Raw genomic sequence first — 26073 nt, forward strand, 5'->3', positions numbered from 1 at the left:
CCGACGCGGTGCCCACCGGCCGGATCCCGATCAATGGGAATGCGGGCGATTCGTGCGATCCTCCTCCTGTGGCGAACTCCTCCTCCGGTGATTCCGCGACCGACCGTCTCGTGCGCGTGCTCGAGACCTTCACCCCGACGCGCACCGCGCAGACGGCCGCCGAGATCGGGCGGCGGAGCGGTCTGCCGACGTCGAGCACGCATCGCATCGTGAGCCAGCTCGTCGACGCGGGACTGCTGGAACGCGACGACGACCGGCGCATCCGGATCGGCATGCGGCTGTGGGAGCTGGCCACCCGCTCCTCGCACGCCCTGCGCCTGCGGCAGGCGGCGCTGCCGTACATGGAGCGCGTGCAGGCGCGGGTACGCGAGCACACCCAGCTCGCCATCCTGGAGCAGGACGAGGCGCTGTTCCTGGAGCGCCTGAGCGGTGCCCACGCCGGATCGAACGTCACCCGCGTGGCGGGCCGCCTGCCCCTGCACGCCTCGTCGTCCGGGCTGGTGCTCCTCGCGTTCTCGGGCTCCGAGCTGCAGGATCGCGTGCTCGGCGCACCGCTGCGCGCGCTCACCCGGATGACCCCGGTCGATCCCGCGGCGGTCCGGCGCAAGCTCGCCGAGGTGCGCGCGCTCGGCCATGCCATCGCCCCGGGGTACATCGAAGAGGTCTCCACGGGGCTCGCGGTGCCCGTGCACGACGAGACGGGCCGCACGGTCGCCGCGCTCTCGGTCGTGCTCCCGCGCGACGCCCAGACCGATTTCGCCCTCGAGGAGCTCTACCGCGCGGCCCGCGACATCGAGCGTGCGATCGGCTACCGGAGCTGACGCGCCATCCCGTTGAACGGGAACCCGGACGGCGGACCCTCCCCGCGGCGCGCACGATGTGACGCACCCCGTCGAAGGAGACTCCGTGACCACCCGCATCCGCACGCGCGTCGCGATCGTCGGAGCCGGCCCCGCCGGACTCGTCCTGTCGCACCTCCTGGCCGCCTCCGGGATCGCGTCGGTCGTTCTCGACCGGCGCTCGCGGGAGGAGATCGAGACGACCATCCGCGCCGGCATCCTGGAGCAGGGGACCGTCGAGCTCCTGGCCACCCTGCCGGGGTCGCGCGTCCACACCGTGGGCTCCCGCCACGACGGCATCGAGCTGCGGTTCGACGGCACCGGGCATCGCATCGACTTCCGCGGCCTGGTCGGCCGGAGCGTCTGGCTGTACCCGCAGCACGAGGTCCTCGCGGACCTGATCGCCGCGCGTCTCGCTGCGGGACAGGACCTGCGCTTCGGGGTCGAGGTCCGCGCGGTCGAGGACGCCGACTCGGATGCGCCGCGTGTCCTCGCGACCGACGCGACCGGCGACGTGCTCGAGATCGACGCCGACTTCGTGGTCGGCGCCGACGGGTCGCACTCCACCGTGCGCACCGCCGTGACCGGCGCGCACGCCGGCTCCTTCCGCGAGTACCCGTTCGCGTGGTTCGGCATCCTCTGCGAGGCGCCGCCCAGCACCGACGAGCTCATCTATTCGAACTCGCCGGACGGGTTCGCGCTCGTCAGCCAGCGGTCCCCCTCCGTGCAGCGGATGTACTTCCAGTGCGCGCCGGAGACCGACCCGGATGCCCCGAGCGAGCGCGAGATCTGGGACACGCTGCAGCGGCGCGTCCCGGGCACGACGCTCGCCGAGGGTCCGATCCTCCGCCGCGACGTCCTCCGCTTCCGATCCTTCGTCGTGCACGAGCTCCGTCGCGGACGCGTCGCGATCGTGGGCGACGCGGCGCACACCGTCCCGCCCACCGGCGCGAAGGGCATGAACCTCGCCGTGGCCGACGTCGTCCTCCTCGCGCGCGCCCTCGACGGCCTGCTCCACCGCGCCGACGAAACGCTGCTCGACGGATGGGCGGATGCCGTGCGCCGGCGCATCTGGAAGGCGCAGCACTTCTCGTGGTGGATGACGAGCATGCTCCACGTCGCGCCGGACGCCTCCGACTTCGACCGACGGCGTCAACTCGGCGAGCTGCGCACCGTCGTGGAGTCCGACGCCGGACGCGCCTTCCTCGCGGAGGGCTATACCGGCTGGCCGCTGGCTACGGAGTGACCTCGTCGCGACGCCGGCCCTCGACGTCGACCCCGCCGACGAAGTCCCCGTCCGTGAGCCACGCGCGATCCCCGACCGCGACGACCCGGTCCACGTAGATGCCGGGGGTCACGACCGTCTCCGGATCCAGGTCGCCCACCGGCACGATCTCGTCGACCTGCACGACCGTGGTGGTCGCGGCGGCGGCCATGATGGGCCCGAAGTTGCGCGAGGTCTTGCGGTAGACGACATTCCCCCACCGGTCGGCGCGCAGCCCGCTCACGAGGGCGACGTCCGCGTGGATCGGATACTCCAGGACGTACGTGCGGCCGTCGATGACCCGCTGCTCCTTGCCCGCCGCCAGCTCGGTCCCGACGCCCGTCGGCGTGAAGAAGCCGCCGATCCCGGCGCCGGCCGCGCGGATGCGCTCGGCGAGATTGCCCTGCGGAACGAGCTCGAGCTCGACCTTCCCGTCGCGGTACAGCCCGTCGAACACCCACGAGTCACGTTGCCGTGGAAAGGAGCAGATCATCTTGCGCACGCGACCGTGCGCAAGGAGCGCCGCCAGCCCGGAGTCGCCGCTGCCCGCGTTGTTGTTGACGATCGTCAGATCCCGGGCGCCCTGCGCGATGAGCGCGTCGATCAGGTCGACGGGCTCCCCGGCCCGGCCGAATCCGCCGATCATGATGGTCGCGGAATCCGGGATGCCGGCGACCGCGGCCGCGACGTCGGGAACGGTCTTGTCGATCATCGCGCGACGACCGCCTGGTCGAGGCGCCCGAAGACGACGTCGCCGTCGATCTCCACGCGCATGGTCACGCGGTCGCCGTCGCGGAGGTACGGGGTCGACGCCGTGCCGGTCTGGATGATCTCGATGCCCCGCCGCTCCGCGATGCACGCGGAGCCGGTCTCGGCGTAGCGCGTGCTCGAGACCGTGCCGCTTCCGATCACCGTCCCGGCCGCCAGGTTGCGCGTCCGCGCGGCGTAGGCGATCAGCTCGCCGAAGTCGTAGTCCATCTCCCCGGCCGGCACCGCGCCGAACCGCTCTCCGTTCAGCCCGACCGTCAGGCTCGCGGTGATCCGGCCGTCCTGCCACGCATCACCCAGCTCGTCCGGGGTCGCGGCGATCGGGGCCATCGCGGTCGCGGGCTTCCCCTCGATGAAGCCGAACCGGCGACCCATCTCCTCGACCACGATGGCGCGCTGCGACCAGTCGTTCACGAACGTCACGAGCGCGATGTGCTCGCGGGCGGCCTCGGGGTCGATTCCCGCCGGCGTGTCCCGGAGGATCACCGCGAACTCGCCCTCGAAGTCGAGGTCGCCGCGAGGGTTCCAGAGGGTCGCGGCCTCGTGCGGCGGGAGGAACTCGTGCGACATCCCCTGATACATCAGCGGCACCGGGGAGAGGATCGGGTCTATCCCGAGCGAGCGGGAGAGGAGTGCGCCATGGTTGAGGAAGGCGGAGGCGTCGAGCCACTGCCAGGTGCGCGGCAGCGGCGCGAGAGCGCGCGCCTCGTCGAACGGCACGCCGGCCAGACGTCCCGCCTCGAGGTCGGCGGCCAGTCCTTCGAGGTCGGGCCGCACCCGCTCCCACTCCTCGAGCGCGGCGAGCAGGGTGGGCGCCACCCCTTCGGCGCTCGCGGCCCGCGCGCCGTCGCGCGTGACCACGTGCAGGGCTCCATCGCGCGTGCCGTTCCGCATCGTTGCGAGTCGCACCGGGACCTCACCTCACAATCTACCTAACGGACGGTTGATAAACCCCCTCAGTGAACGATAACGTGGCCGCCGAGAGAAACCAAGGGAGGTCTCGGTGGTGACGACGATCGATGTCCACGCGCACGTCGGGACCCCCGACGCCGATCGGCTCCTCACGGGCGAGGCCGGCTTCGCCGCCCAGCTCACGGCCGACGCCCAGGCGCTGGGTCCCGCCTCCGCGGCCTACAACCGCGAGCAGTTCGCGACGCTCGGCCGGCGCTTGACCGCCCTGCCCGACCGGCTCGCGGCCATGGATGCCGCGCGGGTCGACGTGCAGGCCGTGAGCGCCACGCCGATCGCGCGCCCGTGGATGGAGCGCCCCCTGGCCGACCGCTACATCGGCGAGGTGAACGCGGCCGTGGTGGACTTCTGCCACCAGGCCCCGGATCGCCTCGCCCCCGTCGCCACGGTGTCGCTCCACCTCCCGGATCTCGCGGTGCAGCAGCTGCGCGCGGCCGTCGTGGACGCGGGAGCGGTCGGGGTGCAGATCTCCACGACCGCCGCCCCCGGCGTCGAGCTGGACGACCCCTCGCTCTCCGAGTTCTGGGAGACGGCGGTCGCCCTCGACGTCCCGGTGCTGATCCACCCCTGGGGATGCAGCCTCGCCGCACGCCTGGACGTCGGGTACATGTTCAACCACGTCGGGAACCCGACCGAGACCTCGCTCGCCCTGTCGCGTCTGATCTTCGGCGGCGTGCTGGACCGGTTCCCCGGCCTGCGGATCTGGGCCGCCCACGCCGGCGGCTGGCTGCCCAGCTACAGCGGCCGCGCCGACCACGCGTGGCATCGACGCGAGGACGCACGGACCTGCGCGCATCCCCCCAGCTGGTACCTGCGGCGGATGTGGTTCGACGCGCTCGTCTACACGGCGCCGGCGCTCCGGTTCCTCGTCGACAGCGTGGGCGAGGACCACGTCACGATCGGCACCGACTATCCGTTCGACATGGGGGTCGACGATCCGATCGACCGGATCGAGGCGGCGCTCAGCGACGACGCCGTCCGCGCCGCTGTCACGTCCGGGAGCGCGCACGGCCTCTTCGGATCCCGGCTGACCGAGCGCCTCGCGGCGAGGGGGATCCGATGACCGATACCGCGACGCCGGCCGTGGCCCGGTACGGAGAAGACGCCGAGGCGGCTATCGCGGCGGTATCCGCCCGCGTCCGCAACTGGGACCGCTGGGGGCCCGACGACGCGCGCGGCACCGTCAACTTCATCGACGAGGCGAAGCGGATCGCCGCCGCCGCCCTCGTGCGGCGCGGCGAGACCTTCTCGCTGTCGCTCCCGTTCGACAATGACGGCCCGCAGAACGGCTGGAAGCGGCGGATCAACCCCGTCCACACCATGACGAGCACGGGCATGGACACCGCCGAGTCGATGGGGCTGCCGCACGGGCTCTCGGTGGCCGACGACTGCGTCTTCATGCCGCTGCAGTGCTCGACCCAGTGGGACGGGCTGGGGCACGTGTTCGACCACGGCATCGGCTGGAACAATCGCGTCGCGGCGCGCACGGTCACGAGCGAGGGTGATCTCGCGACGGGCATCGAGAACGTGGCGGAGCCGTTGGTCAGCCGCGGCGTGCTGCTGGATGTCGGCCGGGCCCTCGCGGACGGGGAGCTGCCGGACGGCTACGCCATCACTCCGGCGGACCTCGACGCGACGATCACCGCTCAGGGCATGGCGTCCGAGGTCGGGCGCGGCGACATCCTCCTCGTGCGCACCGGCCAGCTCACCCGCGTGCGCCGCGGCACGGGCTGGGGGACGTACGCCGGCGGCCCCGCGCCCGGGCTCTCGTTCACGACGGCGGAGTGGCTGCACGCCCGCGAGATCGCGGCCGTCGCGACCGACACGTGGGGCGTCGAGGTGCGACCGAACGAGTTCCCGAACGCGATGCAGCCCCTCCACCAGGTGCTCCTGCCGCACGTGGGGATGCTGCTCGGGGAGATGTGGGATCTCGACCGGCTCGCCGCCGACTGCGCCGCGGACGGCGTCTACGAGTTCCTGCTCGCGGCTCAGCCCCTGCCGTTCACGGGAGCGGTGGGCTCCCCGGTGAACCCCATCGCGGTCAAGTAGCCGCGATCCCGGCGCTCAGCATCGTCCAGAACTCCCGGGCGACCTGCTCGGCCGTGGCCCGGCCACCCGGCCGGAACCACTGGTACGACCAGTTCGCCATGCCGAGGATCGCGAAGACCGCCAGCCGGACGTCGAGGGGCTTGAACTCGCCCGCGTCGATGCCGCGCTGGAGCTGCTCGCGCAGGTACCCCTCATACACGCCCCGGCGCTCCAGCACGCGGGTGCGCTCGGGCTCGGGGATCTCGTTGAAGTGCTCGAAGAAGACCCGCAGCGACCCCGGGTGCGTCTCCTGGAGGGAGACGATGTCGGTCATCATGCCCACGATCAGCTCGGACGGGCTGGCGTTCCCCGCGGCCATCCGCGCCTCGTGCGACGAGATGATCAGCTCGATCATCTCGTCGTGCATCTCGATGAGCAGACGGTCCTTGCTGGGGAAGTAGTAGTACAGCGACGCCTTCTTGATGCCGACCTCGTCCGCGATCCGGTCCATGGACGTGTCGCGGTACCCGGCGCGACCGAAGAGGCCGGCGGCGACCTCGCGGATCTGCACGCGGCGCGCGTCGCCCGACATCCGTGACGTGACCGGCCGTCGTCCGCGTGCGGTGCTCACGAGTTCTCTCCCCTGATGTGCAGTCACGATATCAGCGGGCGAGGAAAGCGGCCCGCCGTCGCAGGTGCTCCCCGTCGAGGGCGGCGGCGCCCTGGCTGACGGCCTCCTCCGCCAGGGTCTCCGCGAGGGAGGAGACCTGCGCCTGACGGAGCAGTCGCTTGGTCAGCTGCTGCGCGAGCCGGGGTCCGCGCGCGAGGTCGGCGGCGAGCTCGCGCGCCCGGGGCAGGAGCGCCTCCGGCGCGACGAGCTCCGACGCGAGCCCCAGCGCGAGCGCCTCGTCCGCGCCGACGCGCCGTCCGCTCGCAGCCAGCTCGAACGCCCGCAGGTATCCGACGCTCCGCACGAGCTGCCAGGACGTCCCGGTGTCGGGGACCAGCCCCACCGTGCCGAACACGCACGCGAGCGACGCGCTCTCCGACATGAGGACGACGTCGCACGCGAGGGCGATGCCCATCCCCGCACCGACCGCGGCGCCGTTGACGGCCGCGATGACCGGAACGGATGCGGTGGCGATCGCCTCCGCGATCGGGTTGTACGTCCGCGCGACCGTGTCGTGCGCGTCGTCGAGCTCGTGGATCGCGGCCAGATCCTGGCCCGCGCAGAACGCACGGCCCGCGCCCGTGATCACGACGGCGCCGACCTCCGGGTCGCTCCCGCACGACCGGATGAGCTCCGCGAGGGACACTCGCGTCGGCTCGTCGAGGGCGTTCATCCGCTCGGGGCGGTTGATCGTGATGGTGGCCGTCCGATCGACGACGTCCAGCTCGACGCTCATCGCGCCTCCTCGCTCGAGACCGGCCGGTGGATGGCGCTGGCGAGGCGCCCCGCGGTGGAGTAGCCGCGCTCCGCGTACGGGAAGCCCTCCAGCTCCGTCGTCTCCGGACGCTGCTGGTAATAGGAGCGGATCTCCGAGATGAGGCCGTCGCGGAAGACGAACCACTCGGCGCCGCGCGTCGCGACGGGCTCGTCCGCCCCCGCCGGCATCCAGGACATCGTCCACTCGATGACGGCTTCGTCGGCCCCGTCGAGGATGTGGTCGACGACCCAGGTGGCCTGGATCATGCCCGCGACCTTGCGCCAGTACCGGGCGAGGTGCTCGGCTCCGCCGACCGGTGCCGAGCCGACGTTGGGGGCGAGGAAGTAGTGGACGACGTCGGGGTGCAGCGTCTCCCCCATGAGCGCGACGTCGCCGGTCGAGCAGCCGTCGTAGTACCGGCTGATCACGCCGAGGTGAGTGGCGCTCATCGCTGGATCGCCTTCGTCACCGTGAACTCCTCGATGCCGAACTCGCCGAACTCGCGCCCGTACCCGGACAGCTTGACGCCGCCGAACGGGGCGACCGGGTTGAAGGCCGCGCCGTTGATGTCGACCTGACCGGTCCGGATGCGTCGCGCGACGGCGACCGCGCGCTCCGGGTCCGCGCTCCACACGCCGCCCGCGAGACCGTAGGGGCTGTCGTTCGCGATCGCGATCGCCTGCTCCTCCGAGTCGGCCGGGATGATCGACAGGACCGGCCCGAAGATCTCCTCCTGACCGAGCGGCGAGGAGTTGTCGACGTCGGCGAAGATCGTCGGCGCGACGTAGAACCCGGCATCCAGTCCGGCGGGCTGCGCCGAACCGCCGGTGACGAGCCGGGCGATCCCCTGGCCCCGGTCGATGTGGGCGCGGACCGAGCGCTGCTGCGCCGCGGACACGAGCGGCCCGAGACGTGTCGCCTCGTCGAGCGGATGACCGAGCCGGAGCCGCTCGACCGCCGCGACGGCGATCTCGATCACGCGCTCCTGGAGCGCGCGTGGCACGACGAGCCGCGTCCACGCGGAGCACGTCTGTCCGGAGTTCAGGAACGCGTTGCCGACGCTGGATCGGATCGCGCGCTCCAGGTCGGCGTCGTCGAGCACGACGCTCGCGGACTTGCCGCCGAGCTCGAGGCTCGTGCGGGTGACGTTCGCCGCCGCGACCGCTGCGATGCGCGCGCCCACCGCGGTCGAGCCGGTGAAGGAGACGACGTCCACGCGCGGGTCGCCCGCCAGAGGCTCCCCCACCGCGGCGCCGCCGCCGCTGACGAGGTTGAACACGCCCGCCGGGAGCCCGGCGGCCTCGATCGCGTCCGCCAGGGCGAACGCGGCGAGCGGGGCCTCGCTCGCCGGCTTCGCGACGACCGTGCTGCCCGCCGCGAGCGCGCCGCCGACCTTCCCGACGAGCTGGTGCAGGGGGTAGTTCCAGGGCGTGATCGCCGCGACGACGCCGGCGCCCTCGCGCACGACGGCGGAGGAGCCGACCGTGCGTTCCCACGCGAACGAACGGGCGGCATCCGCGAAGCCCTGCAGCGTCGCCAGCGGCAACCCGACCTGCACCTTCTTCGAGATGTTCGCCGGGGTGCCGACCTCCAGGCTGATCAGCTCGGCGATCTCGTCGAGCCGGGCCGCGAGCTGGTCGCGGACCGCCTCCAGCGCGGATGCGCGCTCGGCAGGATCGGTGTGCCGCCAGTCGTCGGCGGCCGCAGCGGCGGCCGCGACCGCCCGATCCACGTCGCCGGCGTCACCCGCCGGGACCCGGCCGAGCCGCTCGCCGGTCGAGGCATCCGTCACCTCGATCGCGGGCGCCGCGCCGAGCGGCGGGGTCCAGCGGCCCCCGATGAAGAGCCGGTCGCGGTCGCGCAGGTCATCGCGCACGGAGATCCTCCTGGGTGTAGAAGCCGGTGCCGCTCTTGCGGCCGAGACGCCCTTCGGCGACGAGGTCGACGAGGATCCCCGCAGGGACGAGCCGCTCCTCGTCCGGTTCCGCCTCGGCCATCGAGCTCAGGGCGGCGACGGTCACGTCGAGCCCGATGAGGTCGAGCAGCGCGAACGGCCCCATCGGGAGTCCCGCCACGGTCGTCATGGCGGCATCCACGTCCTCGATCGGAACGCCGTCCTCGTGCAGCCGGGCGGCGTCGTTGAGGTACGGGATCAGCAGCCGGTTGACGATGAAGCCGCGCGTGTCGGCGCTCCGCACGGGCGACTTGCCGAGCGTGTCCACCCACGCGGCGGCGGGGTCCAGAACGTCTTCGCCGCCGGGCCCCGGAACGACCTCGACCAGCTTCATCACGGTCGCCGGGTTGAAGAAGTGCAGAGCGAGCGTCTGTCGCGAGGCCGAGACGCCCTGCATCACGTCCGCGACCCGATACGAGCTGGTATTCGTCGCGAGCACGGCGCCCGGGCGAGCGTGCCGGTCGACCTGCGCGAGCACGTCCTGCTTGACGGGGAGGTCCTCGGCGACGGCCTCGATGATCACGTCGGAGTCCGCAGGGAGACTCCCGACGCCCGACACGAACGCGACGCGGCCGAGGATCGCGGCGGCATCGGAAGCTGCGAGGCGGCCGCGGCGGACCGAGCGGTCGAGGTTCGCGTCGATCGCGGCGCGCGAGCGGTCGAGGGATGCCGCGGTGCGACCGACAATCGTCACGGCGCTGCCGGAGCGGGCCACCGCGTCGGCGATGCCCGAGGCCATGTGCCCCGTGCCCACCACGGTGACCGCCCGCCACGGCGACTCCGCGCTGCGTGCTGTCGGCACCGCCGAGGACGGGGCGCCGCGCGCCTCGAAGGGGCCGGCCGGATACCCGGCGCCGAGCCGCATCGCGACATCGATGTCGTGCGGCGACGCCACCCCCCGGTCGACGAGCCGATCCGCGTCGTCGACGTAGCGGTCGAGGAGCGCCTGGGCGATCTCGTTCTGGTCCACGAACCGACCTCTCTGCCGTCCGAGTAATCTACCGTCTGGGTGGTAGATTACCCCATCGCAGACGAAGGAGCCAGCATGCCCGCGGCACCGCGCAGACGGATCGAGCCGATCGACGACCCCGCGCTCGACGCGTACCGGCTCCCGGACGGTCGCCCGATGGAGCTCTTCGGCATCGTCGCGCACTCCCCGGCGGCGCTGGCCGATCTGCGCAGTGCGACCGCCCGGGCCCTGCACGCCACCGAGCTGCCGCCGCGCCTCCGGGAGCTGCTCATCCTCCGCGTCCTGCACCTCTACGGCGCGGTCGCGGAGTGGCAGGTGCACGTCGAGCTCTTCGCCGACGCCGTGGGCCTCTCGCCGTCGGATCTGGCGGCGGTGCGCGGCGAGACGGCGGCGCCGGCCGGCGTCGAGGGTGCGCTACGGGAGCTCGCGGACGCGCTGAGCGCTCGGGGGATCGTGAGCGACGAGCTGTGGGGGCGCCTTCACGACGAGCTGGGTCCGCGCGGGGCCGTCGAGGCCGCGTTCGTGGGCGCGCAGTACGTCAAAGTGGCGCTGATGACGAACGTCTTCCAGGTCGAACCGCCGTTCCCGCCCGCGTGATCCGGGCGGGAACGGCCCCCGACGGGACCTAGCGGGCCGCGGAAGCGGACGGTGCGGGCGTGTGCAGGTTCGGCCCCATGATGTCCAGCTGCGCGCTGATCTCGGCCGGGTTCGAGTCCCCGACCGTCTTCTGCATGAACTTGCTGTGGTCGAAGAACGCGTCGCGCAGGGGCCGCATCGGCGCCGGGATGTGGTGGAAGTTGCGTCCGAGCATGTACGCGAGCTTCACCTGACCGGCGGTGTGCTCCACCCGGAGCTCCTCGTAGTGCGCGAGCGCCTTCCCGAGGGCGGTCAGGTCGCCGAGGTCGACCCCGTTGAGGGTCTGCCCGAGGAAGTAGCCGTCGACGATCGACATCCCCGCGCCGTAGGCGGCGTACGGGCTGGTCGCGTGCACGGCGTCGCCGGCGAACGTGACGCGGCCCTTGCTCCAGACCGTCGGTACGGGTCCGCGATCCCGGATCGGCCAGCGGAAGATGTGGTCCTCGGACGTGTTGGCGATCAGCTCCGCCATCTCCGGCGGGAACTCCTTCGCAAGCGACAGAGCGTGCGACTTCAGGTCGGTCGGGGCCGGCTTGTTCGCGTCCCACGCCTCGAGCACCCACCATTCGGAGCCGTCGCGCCCCTTGCTGCGGATCCCGGTGTGGCTGGCCTGCACCGTGCGGGAGTGCCGGATGATCGCCTCGCGCGGGCTGACGGCGGCGGGCAGGTCGAACGTGTAGCCGCCGATCACGTGCAGGTTGTGCTCGCGGACGGGCGGGAGCCCCCACACGAGGTCCCGGACGACGGAGTTGATCCCGTCGGCCCCCACGACGAGCGGCGTCGTGACCGACGTCTCGTCCTTGAAGCGGACGACGACCCGATCGCCCTGGTCCTCGAGCCCGACGACCTCCTTGTGCCCGACGAGGACACCGGGCGGGAGGGCGTCGACCATGCGCTCGTAGAGGTCGGGCCGGGTGAGGCCGATGAAGCCCCCGTTGCCGTACTTCTCGATGACCGACGGCGGGAACAGCACGTGTGCGCGCACCTTGTCGTGCGCGTTGCGGAACTCGGACTCGCAGAACGCGCCGATGTCGTCGACGTCGACGCCGATCTGCTCGAGCGCGTGCAGGGCCGGCGGCCAGAGGTTCACGATGTTGCCGGCGGCACGGGGCTCCCGGTAGCGCTCGTAGAGCCTCACGGGGATGCCGACGGCGTACATCGCGAGGGCGGTCGCGATGCCGGCGGGACCGGCCCCGATGACCGCGACCGGCTCGGTGGGTGTGGTGTTCATGGTGACCTGCTCTCTTCGTCGAGTGCGGAGCGATGGAACTACTGCGGGATGGCGCGGAGGAGATCCGAGGCGAGCACCTCGGGATTCACGATGGTCGGGGGACGTCGCCCGGCGAGGACCGCGAGCGCGTTGGACGTCGCCTTCGTGGCGAGCTCGACGAGCGATCCGTCCGAGGCGAACGCGACGTGGGGCGTGACGATCGCCGCCGGAGCGGACCGGAGCCAGTGGTCGGACGGCAGCGGCTCGGGCTCGGTGACGTCGAGCGCGGCGCGGAGCCGGCCGCCCTCGAGCTCGGGGCGGAGGGCCTCGGTGTCGACGAGACCGCCGCGCGCCACGTTGATCAGGAGCGCGCCGTCCTTCATCATCCCGAGCTCGCGAGCCCCGACGAGGTGGCGCGTGTCGGCGTTGAGGGGGACGTGGAGCGACACGACGTCCGCGAGGCGCAGCAGCTCGTCGCGATCCACGACGCGGGCGACCGACGCGGGCGCGGCGCCGGGATCGGCCGCGAGCGCGCGCGACTCCACGACGACCTCGAACCCGAACGCGGCGGCCCGCTCCGCCACCGCCCGCCCGGTCGCGCCGAAGCCGAGCACGCCGAACACGAGACCCCGCAGCCGTCGCGTGGGGAACGGGGCGTCGGGCGTCCATCCGCCGGCCCGCGTCGCATCGGTCGCCGGCAGCAGGTTGCGGAGCGCTGCGAGGGCGAGCGCGAGCGTGTGGTCGGCGACCTCCTCGGTGCAGAACTCGGGCACGTTGCTCACGAGGATGCCGAGGTCGGTCGCACGCGCGACGTCGATGTTGTCGACCCCGACCCCGTACCGCGCGACGGTGAGGCACCGGTCCGCGGCGTCGAGCACCTCGGCCGGGACCCGGCGGAAGCACGTGAGAAAGGCATCCGCCCGCGGCGCGAGAGACAGAAGGTGCTCGTCGGACTCGGCGAGCAGGATGTCGTGGCCGGCGCCGCGCGCCAGGCCGGTCTCGATCGCGGGGCTCGGCCAGGCGATGTCGGTGATCACGATGGTCGCCATGTCAGGATCCTCCCGCGAAGGCGGGCCGGGCGAGCGCGATCTCGCCGCCGAGCTCGCGCTCGATCTCGAGGACGCGGTTCCACTTCGCGGTGCGCTCGGAGCGCATCGTGGATCCGATCTTCAGCTGCCCCGTGTTCCAGCCGATCGCGAGGTCGGCGAGCCAGTGGTCCTCGGTCTCCCCGGAGCGCGCGGAGAGCACCGTCGCGTAGCCCGCGGCGTGCGCGATCCCGACCACCTCCCGGGCCTCGCTCAGCGTGCCGATCTGGTTGGGCTTCACCAGCACGGCGTTCGCCACCCCCTCCGCGATCCCGCGGCGGAGCCGATCGGGCGACGTGACGAAGAGGTCGTCGCCGAGCAGCTGGATGCCGCCGAGGCGCTCGGTCGCCATCCGCCAGCCGTCCCAGTCGTCCTCCGCGAGCGCATCTTCGATCGACACGATCGGGAAGTCCGCCGCCCAGGCGACGAGCTCGTCGACGAGCTCGTCGGAGCGGAAGCGCCGGTCCTCGGCGTCCCAGAGATAGGCATCCTCCGCGGGCGAGTGGAACTGCGTCGCCGCAACGTCGATCGCGATCGCGATGTCGTCGCCGGGGAGGAGGCGGGCGCGCTCGCACGCGGTCATCAGGACCTCCAGCGCCGCGCGGTTCGAGGACAGCAGCGGACCGTACCCGCCCTCGTCGGCGACGAGCGCCCAGGTCGCGCCGCCGTCGCGCAGCACCTCGCCGGTCGCCGCGCGGACGCGGGAGACCGTCTCGATCGCCTCCGCGAACGTCGAGGCCCCGACCGGGACCACGAGGAAGTCCTGCACGTCGAGCGACCGCGCGGCGTGCGCGCCGCCGGAGATGACGTTGATCATCGGCATCGGGAGCGTCCGCGGCCCGTCGCCGACGGCCGCATAGAGAGGCAGGCCGCGGGTCGTCGCGGCCGCCTCGGCGGCCGCGACGGAGATCGCGAGGATCGCGTTGGCGCCGAGCCGGCCGCCGTCCGGCGTGCCGTCGGCCTGTCGGAGGGCGCGGTCGACGGCGCCCTGATCCGTCACGTCGATTCCGCGCACCGCGTCGAACAGCTCACCCTCCACGTTGGCCACCGCCCGCCGCACGCCGTACCCGCCGTAGCGCTCGCCGCCGTCGCGCAGCTCTCGCGCCTCGTGCGACCCGGTCGAGGCGCCGGACGGCACGATCGCCCGGCCGCGCGCCCCCGCGCGCGTCACGACCGTGCACCCCACGGTGGGACGGCCGCGCGAGTCCAGCGCCTCGAAGGCCGTGATCGACGCGATCGGGTCAGACACTCGTCATCCTCCAGAGTTCGTCGACTCCGTCGGGGGTTTCGCGCAGCATGTCGAGCGCCAGCGCGCGAGCGGAGTCGCGCTGGTCGGCCGTGAAGTAGTCGACCGGCGACCGGCCGTCGACCCGTGCCAGCAGGAGCGCCGCGGTGTGCGCGAGCAGATACCGCCCGGGGAGGACGCCCAGGGTCTCCCGCGTCCGGTCGGCGTAGGTCCGGACGAAGCGCTCCGCCGTGGCCTTCAGCTCGTCCCGATGCTCCGGCCGCGCGACGATCTTGCCGAGCAGGTGGTGGAGGAGGAACGCTACGTCGAAGACCGGATCCCCCGCGTGCGCGACCTCCCAGTCGATGACCCAGAGCCCGCCGTCGACGACGGGCTCGACGAGGACGTTCTTGGGGGAGAAGTCCCCGTGCACGAGGCAGGTGCGCGTGCCGGTCATCCGATCGACGAGCGCCGCGATCGCCGGGGCAGCCGCAGGATTGCGCTCCGCGGCGACCGCGTAGAAGGGATCCAGCCGCAGCTGGCGGAACGCCTCCTGGTCGCCGAACTCCGCGAGGACACCGGGATCGGATGCCGAGGCGACGTGCCACGCGGCGAGGACGGCACCCAGCCGGGCGCCGACCTCCGGCCGCACATCGCCGGCCAGCAACTGCCGCTTCCAGTCGCCGTAGCCGGCGGGGGCGAGCTCGAGGACGAGGACGCCGTGCCGACGGTCGACCGCGACGACCCGGGGGACGGCATCCGGCGCGACGCCGTGCGCCCACCGCAGCGCGGCGGCCTCGGTGTACGAACGCTCGGCCGACGCCTCCCACACCTCCGCGACCCGCAGGCGCGTGAGAGCCCGCTTCACCACGAACGCGGTCGCGCCCGCGCGCACCACGACGACGTCGTTGGAGACGCCGCCGGCGAGCGGTTCGAGGACGGGCGCACCGTCGAGCAGGCCCGCCTCCCGCAGGGCGGTCACCGCGACGTCGCGGAGCGCGTCGTCCACGGGCGCATCTGCTGTCGCCACGTCTTCTCCTGATCGTGATGGTGGATGGATCGGCTAGAGCCGTGCGGGCTTCTGCTGGAAGAAGTCGGCGAGCTGCTCGGAGGCGACCGCCTCCTGCTCCTTCTCGGCGGCTTCCTTCGGCGGCAGCGGCCAGGCCTCGTAGAACGACTCGGGGATCGTCACGTTGCGATAGAGGGACTGGCCGGGGTTGCCGTCGGCCGCCTGGTAGGTCTTCGTCTCCCAGTCGGGCATGGTGTTGACCCATCCGCCGGCGTTGACCTCCATCCGGAATCCGCCGGGCTCGCGGAGATAGAGGTACGTGATCTCGTCGATGCCGTGCACGCCGGGACCGAGCTCGATCGGCGTGCCGTGCGAGACGGCGATCTCCGCCACCCGCTCGACGTCGACGCGCTGGTCGACGCGGAACGCGATGTGGTGGGCGCGTCCGGTCGCGCCGCTGAAGTCCGGGACGAGCGCGAGGTCGTGGGTCGAGCGGATGCCGTTGCAGGTCAGCGTGGAGAAGACCGAGAATCCCGGCTCGACCTCGGTCGCGGCCGTGTGGCGCGCGCCGAGCCGCTTGTAGAAGTCGATGTCGCCCCGCATGTTCGCGCTCGGCATCGTGACGTGGTCGAGGTAGCGCACGGCCGCCCCGGCCGTGGTGGGGATCTTCTGCGGACGGTTGGGGACCGCGTGATCCTTCTTGTCCTCGGGCGCCTCGTACAGGTCGACGTCCCAGAACACCTCGTGGAGATGGCGGCCGAACGCCGAGCGGTACTGGTAGGTGCGGCCGTGGCCGGTCCAGTCGTCGACCCAGCCGACGTGCTCCTCGGTGTCCTGCAGCCGCCGGGCGATCGTCTCCGGGTCCTCCGGGCCGTACGTCCGCCAGCCGATGCGGCCGACGCCGGACTCCTTCGCCTCCGTGACGATGAGGCTCGAATGCAGCCACTCCGCCCAGCCCCGGAGGTAGACGGACTGGCCCTCGCGCGTGGTCTCCTCGAGACCGAAGATGTCCTTCATCCACGCGACGGTCTCTTCGGGCTTCGGGCTGAACAGCTCGACGTGCGCGAGCTGCGAGAGCAGGATCTCTGACATTTCTCTGATGCCTCCTTCGGCGATGTTCCGGAGTCTTACTGGGGCGGCGCGACGCAGCGCGTGACCTGGGTGCCCAGGCCCGTGATGCTCGCCTCCATGACGTCCCCCGGCCGGAGCCAGCGATTGCCGTGCTTGCCGGCGTTGCCCGCCGGAGATCCGGTCAGGATCATGTCGCCGGCCGAGAGACGGGTGGACTGGGCGGCGTAGCTGACGCAGGCCTCGACGCCGTGGATGATGTCCGCGACCATCTCGTCCTGCATCGTGGTGCCGTTGACCTTCAGCGTGATCTTGAGCCGTCGGTAGTCGGGGACGAAACGGGCGGGGAGGATGACCGGGCCCGTCGGGAAGTAGGTCGGCCGGTTCTTCGACGTGACGAAGTCCGTGAGCGGCACGTTCGTGCGCGCCATGACGTCGCGCACCGTGATGTCGTTGCTCATGACGTAGCCCGCGATGTGGTCGAAGGCCTCGTCCGGCGAGATCCGATGCGCGTCCGCCTTGAGGACGACCCCGAGCTCCAGCTCCCAGTCGTGCTGATCGCCGGGCGTCCAGAGGACGACGTCGTCGTGGGCCCCGGACACCGCGGACGGGAGCCCGATGAACATGAACGGATCCGACTGCGCCTGCCGCTCGACGGCCTGCAGAGCGTAGGCGCGCAGCTCCTCGTCGCTGCGCGGGTCGCCCGCGTTGCGGAGGGTGCTCTGCACGATCTGCTCGACGTGGACGCGGTAGTTCGCACCCGCGCAGAGGATCTGGCCCACGGGCTGCACGGGAGGCAGCACCTCCAGCGCGTCCGGTGCGACGCCGTCGGTGAGGGACGGCGACGCCTCGGCGAGCGCGTCGATCGCGGCGTCCCAGTCGGCGAGGAGGCTGCGGATCGTGGCATCCGGCCCGAGGACGGGGCGGGTGTCGAACACGAGGTCGTCGCGGAGCAGCCCGACGAACGTCCGACCGGAGGCCGCGAACGTCCCGAGACCGAACGCATCGGCGGCGACCGCGGGAGCGACGGGAGGGGTCACTGTTTCCTCGTTCCTCATTGAACTAGAACACGAACCTGGATTCGTGTTTAGATTGTGGAGCGGCCCCTCCTGCGCTGTCAAGCACCAATCCGTCAGCGATTCGAGGGCTCGCCCGTACGATGAGTCAAATGTCCGAGATCGACACCGAGATCCGCCAGCCGCGCCAGAAGCGCAGCCGGGAGGCATACGCGCGGGTCCTGCAGGCCGGTCGCGACATCCTCGAGGAAGAGGGCATCCAGGGGTTCACCGTCCAGGCCGTGAGCAAGCGCGCCGGGGTTTCCGTCGGCTCGATCTACCTCCGCGCCCCCAGCCGGGAGGCGCTGCTGCTCGCCATCCATGCGCAGGAGACCGCGCGGATGGATCAGGAGGAGGTGTGGCTCGCGCCCACCTCGGTCCCCCCGGGCGGCGCCCGTGCGCACGTCGAGGAGATCGTCACGAAGACCGCGGCGCAGATGCTCGCGAATGCGAGCATCCTCCGCGCCTTCATGCGCCGCGGCGCCGAGGACCCGGAGATCTTCGCCCGCGGCCGCATCAGCTCGCAGGGGGTCGCCGAGCACTTCGAGACCGCCCTGCTCCTCTGCCGCGACGACTTCCGCCACCCGGACCCCGAGACGGCGTCCGACTTCGCGTTCCGGATGATCTACTCGATGACGATCCGGCGCATCACCCACGGCTCCGACTTCGAATCGAGCCGGCCCCTCTCCGACGAGGTCTTCCTGACCGAGCTCGCCCGCGCGATCGCGGACTACCTCCTCGGGCCCGCCTGACCTTCGTCATGGAGCAGTCGCTCAAGAACACGGTGCAACTCGAGCACACGAACAGTTGCCACCGCCCAGACGACTCGATCGTCGACGACCGCGTATCCGTGCGCAAGAACGTGACGTGGGCGGCCGGGCCGGCTCAGTGGATCGTCACGCCGCTGTCGACGCGCATCACCTGGCCGGTGACGACCCGCGACTCGTCGGAGGCCAGGTAGACGGCCATCTCCGCGATGTCGATCGGATCCGCCGCACCGAGGAGATGGCGGGCGAGGATCTCCTGGATCTCCGGCTGGTCGCGCCGCGCGGCGACACGGGGCGTGAGAGTCATGCCGGGAGCGATGGCGTTCACCCGGACCTTCTGGCCGGCGAACTCGACCGCCATCGACCGCGTGATGGCCGCCACACCGCCCTTCGCCGCCGTGTAGCAGTCGCGACCGGTCGTGCCGACGAGCGCCGTCATCGAGGTCATGTTGATGACCGAACCGCCGCCGGCCTCGATCAGCCGCGGAATGCCGTGCCGGCAGGACACGAACGGACCGAACAGATCGAGGCGGATCACCCGCCAGAACTCCTCCTCGGGAGCCTCCGTCACGGGCCCGTCGGCTGCGCTGGATCCGCCCGCCACGTTGCACAGGACGTTGACGAGGCCGAACTCCCAGGCCGCCCGGGCGATGGCGTCCCGGACCTGCTCGCTGTCGCCCGCGTCCGCGGCGATCGGGAGCGCCTGACCCGGCTCGGCGTCGCGCAGCGCCTGTTCCATGGCCTCGACGTTCAGGTCGACCGCGGCCACGCGCGCACCCTCCTCGAGGAACCGCCGGCAGATCGCCGAGCCGATTCCGCCGCCCGCGCCGGTGACGAAGGCGACCTTGCCGTCGAGCCTGAGCATCGCTCCTCCGCTCCCGCCGCCGGCTCCCTTGCCGGTCGGCGCCTCCCCTACGGTAGCGTCGCCCTCCCAGATGATCAAGAGCCGAACTGGCAAGGACTTGACAATATGCAGAGTTCAACGAATACTCGCCTCAGGCAAGCGGAAGGGGTGAGGCGTGACGCACGCATCGCGGACCGTTGGTGGACACCGGGTGGGCCTGCAGATCGACGGCCGTGAGGAGCTCGGTGGCGGCCCCCCGATCGACGTCTTCGACCCCGCCACCGAGCAGATCATCGCCCGCGTGCCCACCGCCACCGCCGAACAGGTCGGCCGAGCGGTCCGCTCCGCGCACGAGGCGTTCGTCTCCGGGGAGCTCGGCTCCCCGGAGGAACGCTCCCGCGCGCTCTACGCCCTCGCCGACCTGATCGAGGATCGCGCGGACCACATCCTCGAGACGGTGGTCGCGGAGGTCGGATCCGCGGTGACCACCTCGCGGGTCAACCAGATCGCGATCCCCGTCGAGCTCCTCCGCGGCTTCGCCGAGGCCGCGCTCCTCGATCGGACCGAGCACCTGGGCGTGCATCCGGGGCCCCCGCCCAGCGAGGCGAAGGTGATCTACCGCGGCGCGGGCGTCGTCGCCGGGATCACCGCCTACAACGTGCCGCTGATGTTCGCCGCCGCGAAGGCGGGCGCAGCGCTCGCCGCCGGCTGCCCCACCGTCCTCCTGCCCTCGCCCCAGGCGCCGCTGAGCATCCTGGACTTCGCGGACTATGCGCTCGAGGCGGGATTCCCGCAGCGCGCGGTGAGCGTCCTCGCCGGCGGGATCGACGTCGCGCAACTGCTCCTCGCCGCACCCGAAGTCGCGCGAGTGTCGTTCACCGGCTCGGTCCCGGGCGGAACCGCCGTGATGAAGGCGGCCGCGGACGGGGTTCGCGGCGTCGTGCTCGAACTCGGCGGCAAGTCCGCCAACATCCTGCTGCCGTCGGCCGACGTCGCAGCCTGCGCCGCGAACGTCCACCTCCGCTACATGCGCAACACGGGCCAGGGGTGCGCCGCGCCCACCCGCATCCTGGTGCACCGGTCGCAGTACGACGAGTTCCTCGAGGCCAGCAGCGCCGTCTTCGCCGACGTCACAGTCGGAGACCCAAAGGATCCCGAGACCATGGTCGGCCCGGTCATCAGCGCGGAGCACCGCCAGCGCGTGATCGGATACATCGACGGCGCCCTGGCAGACGGCGCTCGGGTCCTGGCGCAGGCCGCGATCCCGACGGACCGACCCGGCTGGTGGGTCGCGCCCACCCTCCTCGGCGGCCTGCCGAACAGCGCCCGCATCAATCAGGAAGAGGTGTTCGGCCCGGTCGCCACCGTCCAGACGTACGACACGGTCGACGAGGCCGTGGCGGTGGCGAACGACTCCGTCTTCGGCCTGCACGCGAGCGTGTTCGGGGACCGCGACGAGGCCCTGGCGCTGGCCGCCCGGCTGAACGCCGGCCACGTCACGATCAACGGCGGCGGGCCGGTGCGCGGGGACGCGCCGCTCGGCGGATGGAAGCAGAGCGGCATCGGTCGCGAGAACGGCGACGCCGGGGTCCGCGAGTTCCTGGAGCCCGTCACCGTCCAGTGGCCGGCGGGGAGCTGAGCGCGAGGACGGTCGAGACCATCACGGCGGTCTCGTCGAACGGGTTCCGCCAGGCGTGCAGCGAACCGGGGATCACGAAGCTGTCCCCCGCCTCGAGCAGGACCTCCGACGCCTCGAGCACGAGAAGCGCCCGGCCGGACACGACCGTTGCGACGTGCATCGCGGCGCTCCGGTTCAGCACCGGGACGGACGGTGCGACCTCGGGCGGAAGCGTGAAGAGGCGCACGCTCACGCCCTCGCGCGGCGGCAGCGGCGCCATCTCTCCGGCATCTTCGAGATCCGACGCGACGGACGCTGCCACGACCGGAAGGCTCTGCTGACGCCAGATCTCGTGCACGACAGCGCCCGACGGCCGCGTGATCGAGACCCCGGAGACGCCGTCGGCCAGGACGGCCGAGCGACCCCGGCGATCGGTGCCGACCAGGACGATGCGTCCGAGCCGCGTCTCGGACATCACGATCCCACCGCCGGGTAGATGCGCACGTCGCCGAAGCCCTCCAGCGTCGCCCGGAGCTCCGCGGATGGCGGGTCGCCGAAGACCTGGATGTCCCGGAAGCTGCCGGCCGCGGCCAGGCGACTCAGGTCCGTGAGGGCGATGTGGTTCTGCACGCTCGCCTCGTCCTCGTGCACCTCCACGAGGCGCAGCTCGCGTGCCGCGTCGTCGAGGTTCCAGAAGTAGCCGATGAGCCCCGCATGGGCGCGGGATGCCGCGGTGACGTCGAGCGCGGCATCCCGCGCCTCCTCGAACCGCCCGGGGTGGGGGACGCACGTGCACGTCAGGACGATCATGAGCCGCGCACCGGCGCCGGGTTGTTGCCCGGCAGGACGAGGTGGCCCGCGTCGACCGGCAGGCTGATGCCGGTGACGGACGCCGCGAGATCGGAGTTCAGGAACAACGCGGCATCCGCCTGCGCCTGCGGCCGGAGCCAGTTGACGCCCTTGAGCGCGAGGAAGTTGTATCCGGCGTCCAGCATGTCCGCCTCGGTGCCGCCCGGGTGTCCCGCGAACAGATCCCAGGCCGCCTGATGGTCGGTCATCGGCGTGCGGGTCGGGCCCGGACAGAGCGCGTTGCACCGGACCCCGTGCGGCGCCAGCTCGACCGCGAGGGACTTCATGAGGCCCACCACTCCGTGCTTGGACGCGGCGTAGTGCGCGTAGGTCGGCCCGCTCTCGTGTCCGTTGATCGACGCCACGAGCACCATCGATCCCGACTGCTGCGCCATCATCGTCGGGGCGACGGCCTTCGCGGACCGCCACACACCGCCGAGGTTGGTGTCGATCGTCTCCTGCCACTGGCTCTCGCTGAGCTCCCAGAAGTTCTCGGTGTACCAGATGCCGGCGTTGGCGATGAGGATGTCGATCCGGCCGAACGCGTCGACGGTCGCGGCCACGGCGGAGTCGAGGTCGGCCTGGGATCGGACGTCGCCGCGGAACGCGAGGATCCGCCCGCCCTCCTCCTCCACGAGCCGGACCGTCTCCTCGAGCTCCGCCGCCGTGCCGATGCCGTACGGGACGCTGTCGAGCGGGTCCGGTACGTCGAAGATCGCGACGGCGGCACCTTCCCGGGCGCACGTGATCGCGTGCGCCCGTCCCTGGCCGCGCGCGCCACCCGTGATGAAGGCGACCTTCCCTTCGAGCATGGACATCTCTACCTGCTTCCGATGCGGCTCGGGACCCCCGGAGCCAGGGCGATCTCGGCGATGTGGAGCCCGTCGTCGGCGACGATCGAGGGGAATCGGTCCCAGATGCGGACCTCGTGCGAGCACAGCACGCGGCCGACGTCGTCGCCCGCCGCGGTGAGCATCTCGTCGGTCAGACGGACGCAGCACTCCTGGTTGCCCTGCCCGAGCCCGATGGGGATCATCGGCTGACTGCCGTCGGTCCCGCCGATGTTCTCGTACACGTAGGCGACGTCCCCCGGGAAGATCCAGGGCCCGTCGCTCGCCTGCAGGACGACGTACTGCGAGCCGGCCGTGTGCGTGTCGTACGCCGGCCGGACGTCGATGTCGGGCGCCACGGGCGCGTGCCCGTCCACGGGACGGAGGCGCCCCTCGGCGTCGACGCGCGCGAGGTCGTCGCCGGTGTCCGGATCGAGCCCGCCCTTGAGCCAGCCGAGACGGTCGGACACGTGCCACTTCTCCGTCCAGTTCTCGATGTCGCGGCGCTGGATCCACACCTCCGCGCGAGGGAAGTAGGGCACCCCGCTCACGTGGTCCCAGTGATGGTGGCTGATGATGATCGTGTCCACGTCGTGGGGATCGAGTCCGATGCGCGACATCGCCTCGGCCGGGGGGATGAACTTCTCGACGCCGTAGGACGCGCAGGCGTCCGTGCAGAACGCGTTGTCCGAGAAGCCGGAGTCGATGAGGATCAGTCGATCCTCGCTCTGGACGACGAAGTAGTAGAACGGCAGCACCCGAGCGCCGTCGGCCTTGCCGTAGACGAGCGCGGAGTCCGGGTAGCTCGGCAGCACCGCGAACTCGAGCGCCCAGATGGAGTAATCGGCCACGTGATCGTTTCCTTTCTCAGACCCTGGTCCGTCGCGAGAGGGAGTCCAGCGCGACCGCGACGAGCACGATGGCGCCGACCATCAGCAGGCGGGCTCCCGTGCTGATCGCGAGCGAGGAGAACAGGTTGTTGATCATCGCCCAGATCCCGAGTCCGACCGCGGTTCGCCAGATCGCGCCCTCACCGCCGAGCAGCGAGGTGCCGCCGATGATGACGATCGCGATGCTGTCGAGCGTGATGTTCGCTCCCAGTGTCGGCTGTCCGACGCCGATCTGCGAGGCCGTGATCATCCCGGCGACGGCCGCGCAGCCTCCCGTGAGCATGTACGTGCTGATCGTGACCAGTTTCACGCGCATCCCCGTGAGCCGCGCGGCCTCCGAGTTGCCGCCCACCGAGTAGACCGAACGACCGTACGTGGTGCGGGACAAGACGGCGCCGGCGATCAGCCCGAGGCCGACGAGCACCCACACGCTGATCCAGATCCCGCCCCATTTGTCGCCGCCGAGACCCCCGAACGAGGGGTTGTTGGAGATGACCGGCAGATTCTGCGAGTACACGTAGGTGGCCCCGGAGAACAGGGACGCCGTGGAGAGGGTCGCGATGAAGGGGTTGACCTTGATGACGGTGATGACGATGCCGTTCAGCACCCCGCACGCGACGCCGAGGATCACCGTGAGGATGAACGCGGGGACGAGGTCCATGACGTTCGAGAGGCTGGCGTAGGCCACGGATGCCGCGGCGAAGATCGCCGCGACCGACAGGTCGAAACCTCCGCCGATGATGACGAACGTCATGCCGAGCGCGATGATCCCGACGGGAGCCACCTGCGCGACCATGTTGTTGACGTTCTCCGGCGACAGGAACCCCGTGTAGAGGATGCTGGCGACGACCGCGAAGACGACCAGGACCCAGATCATCCCGAATCTCAGGCCGTAGCGGACGAACAGGTTCTGCGAGCGCCGCTCCTCGGGCAGCGCGGGCAAGGGCGGGACGGTGAGGGGGGCGACGGTGTCCGCGGGCCCGCCGAGTTCGGTCTTGTTACTCATGATGTGAGGTGCTCCACGTCGATTCGGGGTGTGGGTGACTCAGGCTGCGACCCGAGAGCGGAAGGCCAGGTGCAGGATGTCGGACGTCGTGATGGTCTGTTCGGAGCGGTCGAGGATGCCGGCCGGAAGCCCTTCGGCGAGGACGAAGACGCGGTCGGCCACCAGCGCCACCTCCTCCAGCTCCGAGGAGACCATCACGAGGCCCAGCCCCTCGTCGGCCATCTCCTCCAGCGAATGGAGGATCTCGGCCTTCGCGCCCACGTCGATGCCGCGCGTCGGCTCATCGGCGAGGAGCACCCGCGGCGTGCGGTGCTTCCACCGCGCCAGGAGGAGCTTCTGCTGATTCCCGCCCGACAGCTGTCGCGCGGCATGGTGCAGGCGATCGGCCTGCAGCCCGAACTCCTTCGCCGTCTCGGCGGTCGCGCGCTCGACGGACTTCTCGGAGAGGAAGCCCCACCAGGCAGCGCGGCGGAAGTTGCTCAGCGCGATGTTGTCCATGGCCGACATGGCCGGAATGAGTCCCAGCGCCTTCCGATCCTCCGGAATGAGCGCGATCCCGTACGAGAGCGCCTGCCGCACGCTCCGCGGCCACGGGACCTCCCGGCCGTCGATGAACAATCGACCGCGGCTCGTGGGCTCGACGCCGGCCAGCGCCCGCAGCAGCGTCGATCGGCCCGAGCCGACGAGTCCGCCGATCCCCACCGTCTCGCCCGCGCGCACCTCGACCTCGAGGCCGTCCACGGCACCGGGCACGGTGATCTCGGCCGCCTGGAGCAGGGGCGGGCGCCCGGCCGTCCGAGCGAGTCGAGCGCGGCGCACGGCATCCGATGTGTCGCGGGCCGACTCGAGCTCGTCCTCTTCGAGCATCTCGTGGATCATGCGGTCGTCGCCCTCACGACCGACCATCTCCTGCACCAGCGTGGCTTTCGTGAATTCGGCGCGGGGAGCGGAGACCCGCAGCGCGCCGTCGCGGAAGATCGTGATCTCGTCGGAGAGCTCGAGCACCTCGTCGAGGTTGTGGCTGACGAAGACCACCGTGACCCCGGACCGTCGAAGGCTGTTGATCAGCTCGTACAGCGCCTGACGTTCGCCCGCGGCGAGCGCGGCCGTCGGCTCGTCGAAGAGGATGACGCGGGCATCGCTGACGAGCGCGCGGAGGATCTCCAGGACCTGCTGGTTGGCGACCGACAGCGATCCGGCCGGAGTCCGCGGGGGGACGGGCGGCACGCCGACCCGGTCGCACAGCTCGAGGTACCGCCGGCGCATCGCCCGCTCGGCGAGGACCCCGGCTCGATGGATGGGCTGCCCGAGGAACACGTTCGCCTCCGCGCTGAGGGCAGGAACGATCGTGAGCTCCTGGTAGATGGCGACGACCCCGGCGCGCCTCGAGGCGCGGGGATCCCCGTACTTCAGCTCTTCCCCGAAGACCTCGACGACCCCGTCGGTGGGTGCGATCCGACCCGCCAGGCATCCCAGCGCGGTCGATTTCCCGGCCCCGTTCTCCCCCACGAGCGCGTGGACCGTGCCGGCCCGCACCCGCATCGAGACGGACTTCAGCGCGTGGGTGGCGCCGAACGTCTTCCGTACGTCCGTCATCGCAATCGCGCACGTTTCCACGGGTTGCTGTTCGCTCGCCATCGCTCGCCTTTCGTCGTCCCGGCTACGCTGCCGCTGCTGCCCGCTCGTCATCGACCGGAGAACTGAACCACTGCGCCGCGAGAGTATTACTCGACGTCGACGTTTGTCAAGGCTCGTACTGCCC

At 71.5% G+C, this 26073-nt stretch carries 27 protein-coding genes; 7 read left to right on the forward strand and 20 right to left on the reverse strand.

What is annotated here, in order from left to right:
* The first annotated feature begins 68 nt into the window (after positions 1-68).
* Both ABCS02_RS11515 and ABCS02_RS11520 read left to right on the forward strand, forming a co-directional pair.
* A complete protein-coding gene (locus tag ABCS02_RS11515) occupies positions 69-821 on the forward strand; it encodes an IclR family transcriptional regulator (protein ID WP_345835776.1) in 753 nt (250 codons plus the stop codon).
* Positions 822-906: 85 nt separating this feature from the next.
* Positions 907-2085 (forward strand): 4-hydroxybenzoate 3-monooxygenase, encoded by a 1179-nt coding sequence (locus ABCS02_RS11520; RefSeq protein WP_345835777.1) that lies wholly within the window; start codon positions 907-909, stop codon positions 2083-2085.
* Here ABCS02_RS11520 and ABCS02_RS11525 read toward each other — a convergent pair.
* Both ABCS02_RS11525 and ABCS02_RS11530 read right to left on the reverse strand, forming a co-directional pair.
* Positions 2075-2815 carry a 3-oxoacid CoA-transferase subunit A gene (locus ABCS02_RS11525; protein WP_345835778.1) on the reverse strand — a complete coding sequence of 247 codons (741 nt, stop codon included), beginning with the start codon at positions 2813-2815 and terminating at the stop codon, positions 2075-2077. The genes ABCS02_RS11520 and ABCS02_RS11525 overlap by 11 nt on opposite strands.
* Positions 2812-3780: a fumarylacetoacetate hydrolase family protein gene (locus tag ABCS02_RS11530; protein WP_345835779.1), complete on the reverse strand. Its 969-nt coding sequence runs from the start codon at positions 3778-3780 to the stop codon at positions 2812-2814. Before ABCS02_RS11530 ends, ABCS02_RS11525 begins: the two co-directional genes overlap by 4 nt.
* Positions 3781-3877: 97 nt before the next feature.
* Here ABCS02_RS11530 and ABCS02_RS11535 point away from each other — a divergent pair, with 97 nt between their 5' ends.
* Entirely contained in the window at positions 3878-4903 is a 1026-nt protein-coding gene (locus tag ABCS02_RS11535) for an amidohydrolase family protein (RefSeq protein WP_345835780.1), read from the forward strand.
* Positions 4900-5889 (forward strand): cyclase family protein, encoded by a 990-nt coding sequence (locus ABCS02_RS11540; protein WP_345835781.1) that lies wholly within the window; start codon positions 4900-4902, stop codon positions 5887-5889. The genes ABCS02_RS11535 and ABCS02_RS11540 overlap by 4 nt, the downstream gene beginning before the upstream one ends.
* Here the strand turns inward: ABCS02_RS11540 and ABCS02_RS11545 are convergent.
* From ABCS02_RS11545 to ABCS02_RS11565, 5 genes are read right to left on the reverse strand one after another with little or no spacing between them, the layout of a single operon-like run.
* Entirely contained in the window at positions 5882-6499 is a 618-nt protein-coding gene (locus ABCS02_RS11545; RefSeq protein WP_345835782.1) for a TetR/AcrR family transcriptional regulator, read from the reverse strand. The two genes, ABCS02_RS11540 and ABCS02_RS11545, sit on opposite strands and share 8 nt — an antisense overlap.
* Positions 6500-6530: 31 nt before the next feature.
* Positions 6531-7274 carry an enoyl-CoA hydratase/isomerase family protein gene (locus ABCS02_RS11550; protein WP_345835783.1) on the reverse strand — a complete coding sequence of 248 codons (744 nt, stop codon included), beginning with the start codon at positions 7272-7274 and terminating at the stop codon, positions 6531-6533.
* Entirely contained in the window at positions 7271-7744 is a 474-nt protein-coding gene (locus ABCS02_RS11555; protein WP_345835784.1) for a nuclear transport factor 2 family protein, read from the reverse strand. The genes ABCS02_RS11550 and ABCS02_RS11555 overlap by 4 nt, the downstream gene beginning before the upstream one ends.
* Positions 7741-9171 carry an aldehyde dehydrogenase family protein gene (locus ABCS02_RS11560; RefSeq protein WP_345835785.1) on the reverse strand — a complete coding sequence of 477 codons (1431 nt, stop codon included), beginning with the start codon at positions 9169-9171 and terminating at the stop codon, positions 7741-7743. Before ABCS02_RS11560 ends, ABCS02_RS11555 begins: the two co-directional genes overlap by 4 nt.
* Positions 9161-10219: a 3-hydroxyacyl-CoA dehydrogenase NAD-binding domain-containing protein gene (locus ABCS02_RS11565; protein WP_345835786.1), complete on the reverse strand. Its 1059-nt coding sequence runs from the start codon at positions 10217-10219 to the stop codon at positions 9161-9163. Before ABCS02_RS11565 ends, ABCS02_RS11560 begins: the two co-directional genes overlap by 11 nt.
* A gap of 75 nt (positions 10220-10294) precedes the next feature.
* On the opposite strand from ABCS02_RS11565, the gene ABCS02_RS11570 reads away from it, so the two are divergent.
* Positions 10295-10816, forward strand: coding sequence for a carboxymuconolactone decarboxylase family protein (locus tag ABCS02_RS11570; RefSeq protein WP_345835787.1), 522 nt, complete (start codon positions 10295-10297; stop codon positions 10814-10816).
* A 28-nt stretch (positions 10817-10844) separates the two neighbouring features.
* Here the strand turns inward: ABCS02_RS11570 and ABCS02_RS11575 are convergent, their stop codons facing one another.
* Genes ABCS02_RS11575 through ABCS02_RS11600 form a run of 6 tightly spaced genes read right to left on the reverse strand, consistent with a single transcriptional unit; the run spans position 10845 to position 17492 of the window.
* Complete coding sequence (locus ABCS02_RS11575; protein WP_345835788.1) at positions 10845-12086, reverse strand: NAD(P)/FAD-dependent oxidoreductase; 1242 nt, start codon at positions 12084-12086, stop codon at positions 10845-10847.
* 38 nt (positions 12087-12124) lie between these two features.
* Complete coding sequence (locus ABCS02_RS11580) at positions 12125-13114, reverse strand: C-terminal binding protein (RefSeq protein ID WP_345835789.1); 990 nt, start codon at positions 13112-13114, stop codon at positions 12125-12127.
* A 1-nt stretch (position 13115) separates the two neighbouring features.
* Positions 13116-14399: a phosphopyruvate hydratase gene (gene eno, locus ABCS02_RS11585; RefSeq protein WP_345835790.1), complete on the reverse strand. Its 1284-nt coding sequence runs from the start codon at positions 14397-14399 to the stop codon at positions 13116-13118.
* A complete protein-coding gene (locus ABCS02_RS11590; RefSeq protein WP_345835791.1) occupies positions 14392-15405 on the reverse strand; it encodes an aminoglycoside phosphotransferase family protein in 1014 nt (337 codons plus the stop codon). The genes eno and ABCS02_RS11590 overlap by 8 nt, the downstream gene beginning before the upstream one ends.
* A 33-nt stretch (positions 15406-15438) precedes the next feature.
* Positions 15439-16476 carry a VOC family protein gene (locus ABCS02_RS11595; protein ID WP_345835792.1) on the reverse strand — a complete coding sequence of 346 codons (1038 nt, stop codon included), beginning with the start codon at positions 16474-16476 and terminating at the stop codon, positions 15439-15441.
* A 35-nt stretch (positions 16477-16511) separates the two neighbouring features.
* Positions 16512-17492: a fumarylacetoacetate hydrolase family protein gene (locus tag ABCS02_RS11600; protein ID WP_345835793.1), complete on the reverse strand. Its 981-nt coding sequence runs from the start codon at positions 17490-17492 to the stop codon at positions 16512-16514.
* Between the two features lie 128 nt (positions 17493-17620).
* Here ABCS02_RS11600 and ABCS02_RS11605 point away from each other — a divergent pair, with 128 nt between their 5' ends.
* Positions 17621-18259, forward strand: coding sequence for a TetR/AcrR family transcriptional regulator (locus ABCS02_RS11605; RefSeq protein WP_345835794.1), 639 nt, complete (start codon positions 17621-17623; stop codon positions 18257-18259).
* A gap of 133 nt (positions 18260-18392) precedes the next feature.
* Here the strand turns inward: ABCS02_RS11605 and ABCS02_RS11610 are convergent, their stop codons facing one another.
* Positions 18393-19139: an SDR family oxidoreductase gene (locus ABCS02_RS11610; protein ID WP_345835795.1), complete on the reverse strand. Its 747-nt coding sequence runs from the start codon at positions 19137-19139 to the stop codon at positions 18393-18395.
* 154 nt (positions 19140-19293) lie between these two features.
* On the opposite strand from ABCS02_RS11610, the gene ABCS02_RS11615 reads away from it, so the two are divergent.
* A complete protein-coding gene (locus ABCS02_RS11615; protein WP_345835796.1) occupies positions 19294-20757 on the forward strand; it encodes an aldehyde dehydrogenase family protein in 1464 nt (487 codons plus the stop codon).
* On the opposite strand, the gene ABCS02_RS11620 is transcribed toward ABCS02_RS11615, so the two are convergent.
* From ABCS02_RS11620 to ABCS02_RS11645, 6 genes are read right to left on the reverse strand one after another with little or no spacing between them, the layout of a single operon-like run.
* Positions 20729-21211 (reverse strand): cupin domain-containing protein, encoded by a 483-nt coding sequence (locus ABCS02_RS11620; protein ID WP_345835797.1) that lies wholly within the window; start codon positions 21209-21211, stop codon positions 20729-20731. The genes ABCS02_RS11615 and ABCS02_RS11620 overlap by 29 nt on opposite strands.
* Positions 21211-21546 carry an antibiotic biosynthesis monooxygenase gene (locus tag ABCS02_RS11625; protein WP_345835798.1) on the reverse strand — a complete coding sequence of 112 codons (336 nt, stop codon included), beginning with the start codon at positions 21544-21546 and terminating at the stop codon, positions 21211-21213. Before ABCS02_RS11625 ends, ABCS02_RS11620 begins: the two co-directional genes overlap by 1 nt.
* Positions 21543-22403, reverse strand: a complete 861-nt coding sequence (locus ABCS02_RS11630; RefSeq protein ID WP_345835799.1) for a mycofactocin-coupled SDR family oxidoreductase — start codon at positions 22401-22403, stop codon at positions 21543-21545. The genes ABCS02_RS11625 and ABCS02_RS11630 overlap by 4 nt, the downstream gene beginning before the upstream one ends.
* 2 nt (positions 22404-22405) lie before the next feature.
* A complete protein-coding gene (locus ABCS02_RS11635) occupies positions 22406-23266 on the reverse strand; it encodes an MBL fold metallo-hydrolase (RefSeq protein ID WP_345835800.1) in 861 nt (286 codons plus the stop codon).
* Between the two features lie 16 nt (positions 23267-23282).
* The gene (locus tag ABCS02_RS11640) at positions 23283-24311 is read right to left on the reverse strand and encodes an ABC transporter permease (protein WP_345835801.1); all 1029 of its coding nucleotides are present in this window, start codon (positions 24309-24311) and stop codon (positions 23283-23285) included.
* 39 nt (positions 24312-24350) lie between these two features.
* Positions 24351-25907 (reverse strand): sugar ABC transporter ATP-binding protein, encoded by a 1557-nt coding sequence (locus tag ABCS02_RS11645; RefSeq protein ID WP_345835802.1) that lies wholly within the window; start codon positions 25905-25907, stop codon positions 24351-24353.
* Positions 25908-26073 lie beyond the last annotated feature (166 nt).

It is taken from the genome of Microbacterium sp. X-17 (genome assembly GCF_039615055.1).

What these genes read in the sequence shown, in the direction of transcription:
- ABCS02_RS11605 (WP_345835794.1), top strand. Translation starts at nt 17,621, where the DNA reads ATGTCCGAGATCGACACCGAGATCCGCCAGCCGCGCCAGAAGCGCAGC.
- ABCS02_RS11595 (WP_345835792.1), bottom strand. Translation starts at nt 16,476, where the DNA reads ATGTCAGAGATCCTGCTCTCGCAGCTCGCGCACGTCGAGCTGTTCAGC.
- ABCS02_RS11575 (WP_345835788.1), bottom strand. Translation starts at nt 12,086, where the DNA reads ATGAACACCACACCCACCGAGCCGGTCGCGGTCATCGGGGCCGGTCCC.
- ABCS02_RS11610 (WP_345835795.1), bottom strand. Translation starts at nt 19,139, where the DNA reads ATGCTCAGGCTCGACGGCAAGGTCGCCTTCGTCACCGGCGCGGGCGGC.
- ABCS02_RS11630 (WP_345835799.1), bottom strand. Translation starts at nt 22,403, where the DNA reads ATGTCCATGCTCGAAGGGAAGGTCGCCTTCATCACGGGTGGCGCGCGC.
- ABCS02_RS11555 (WP_345835784.1), bottom strand. Translation starts at nt 7,744, where the DNA reads ATGAGCGCCACTCACCTCGGCGTGATCAGCCGGTACTACGACGGCTGC.
- ABCS02_RS11580 (WP_345835789.1), bottom strand. Translation starts at nt 13,114, where the DNA reads ATGGCGACCATCGTGATCACCGACATCGCCTGGCCGAGCCCCGCGATC.
- ABCS02_RS11625 (WP_345835798.1), bottom strand. Translation starts at nt 21,546, where the DNA reads ATGATCGTCCTGACGTGCACGTGCGTCCCCCACCCCGGGCGGTTCGAG.
- ABCS02_RS11540 (WP_345835781.1), top strand. Translation starts at nt 4,900, where the DNA reads ATGACCGATACCGCGACGCCGGCCGTGGCCCGGTACGGAGAAGACGCC.
- ABCS02_RS11620 (WP_345835797.1), bottom strand. Translation starts at nt 21,211, where the DNA reads ATGTCCGAGACGCGGCTCGGACGCATCGTCCTGGTCGGCACCGATCGC.
- ABCS02_RS11525 (WP_345835778.1), bottom strand. Translation starts at nt 2,815, where the DNA reads ATGATCGACAAGACCGTTCCCGACGTCGCGGCCGCGGTCGCCGGCATC.
- ABCS02_RS11550 (WP_345835783.1), bottom strand. Translation starts at nt 7,274, where the DNA reads ATGAGCGTCGAGCTGGACGTCGTCGATCGGACGGCCACCATCACGATC.
- ABCS02_RS11645 (WP_345835802.1), bottom strand. Translation starts at nt 25,907, where the DNA reads ATGACGGACGTACGGAAGACGTTCGGCGCCACCCACGCGCTGAAGTCC.
- ABCS02_RS11640 (WP_345835801.1), bottom strand. Translation starts at nt 24,311, where the DNA reads ATGAGTAACAAGACCGAACTCGGCGGGCCCGCGGACACCGTCGCCCCC.
- ABCS02_RS11570 (WP_345835787.1), top strand. Translation starts at nt 10,295, where the DNA reads ATGCCCGCGGCACCGCGCAGACGGATCGAGCCGATCGACGACCCCGCG.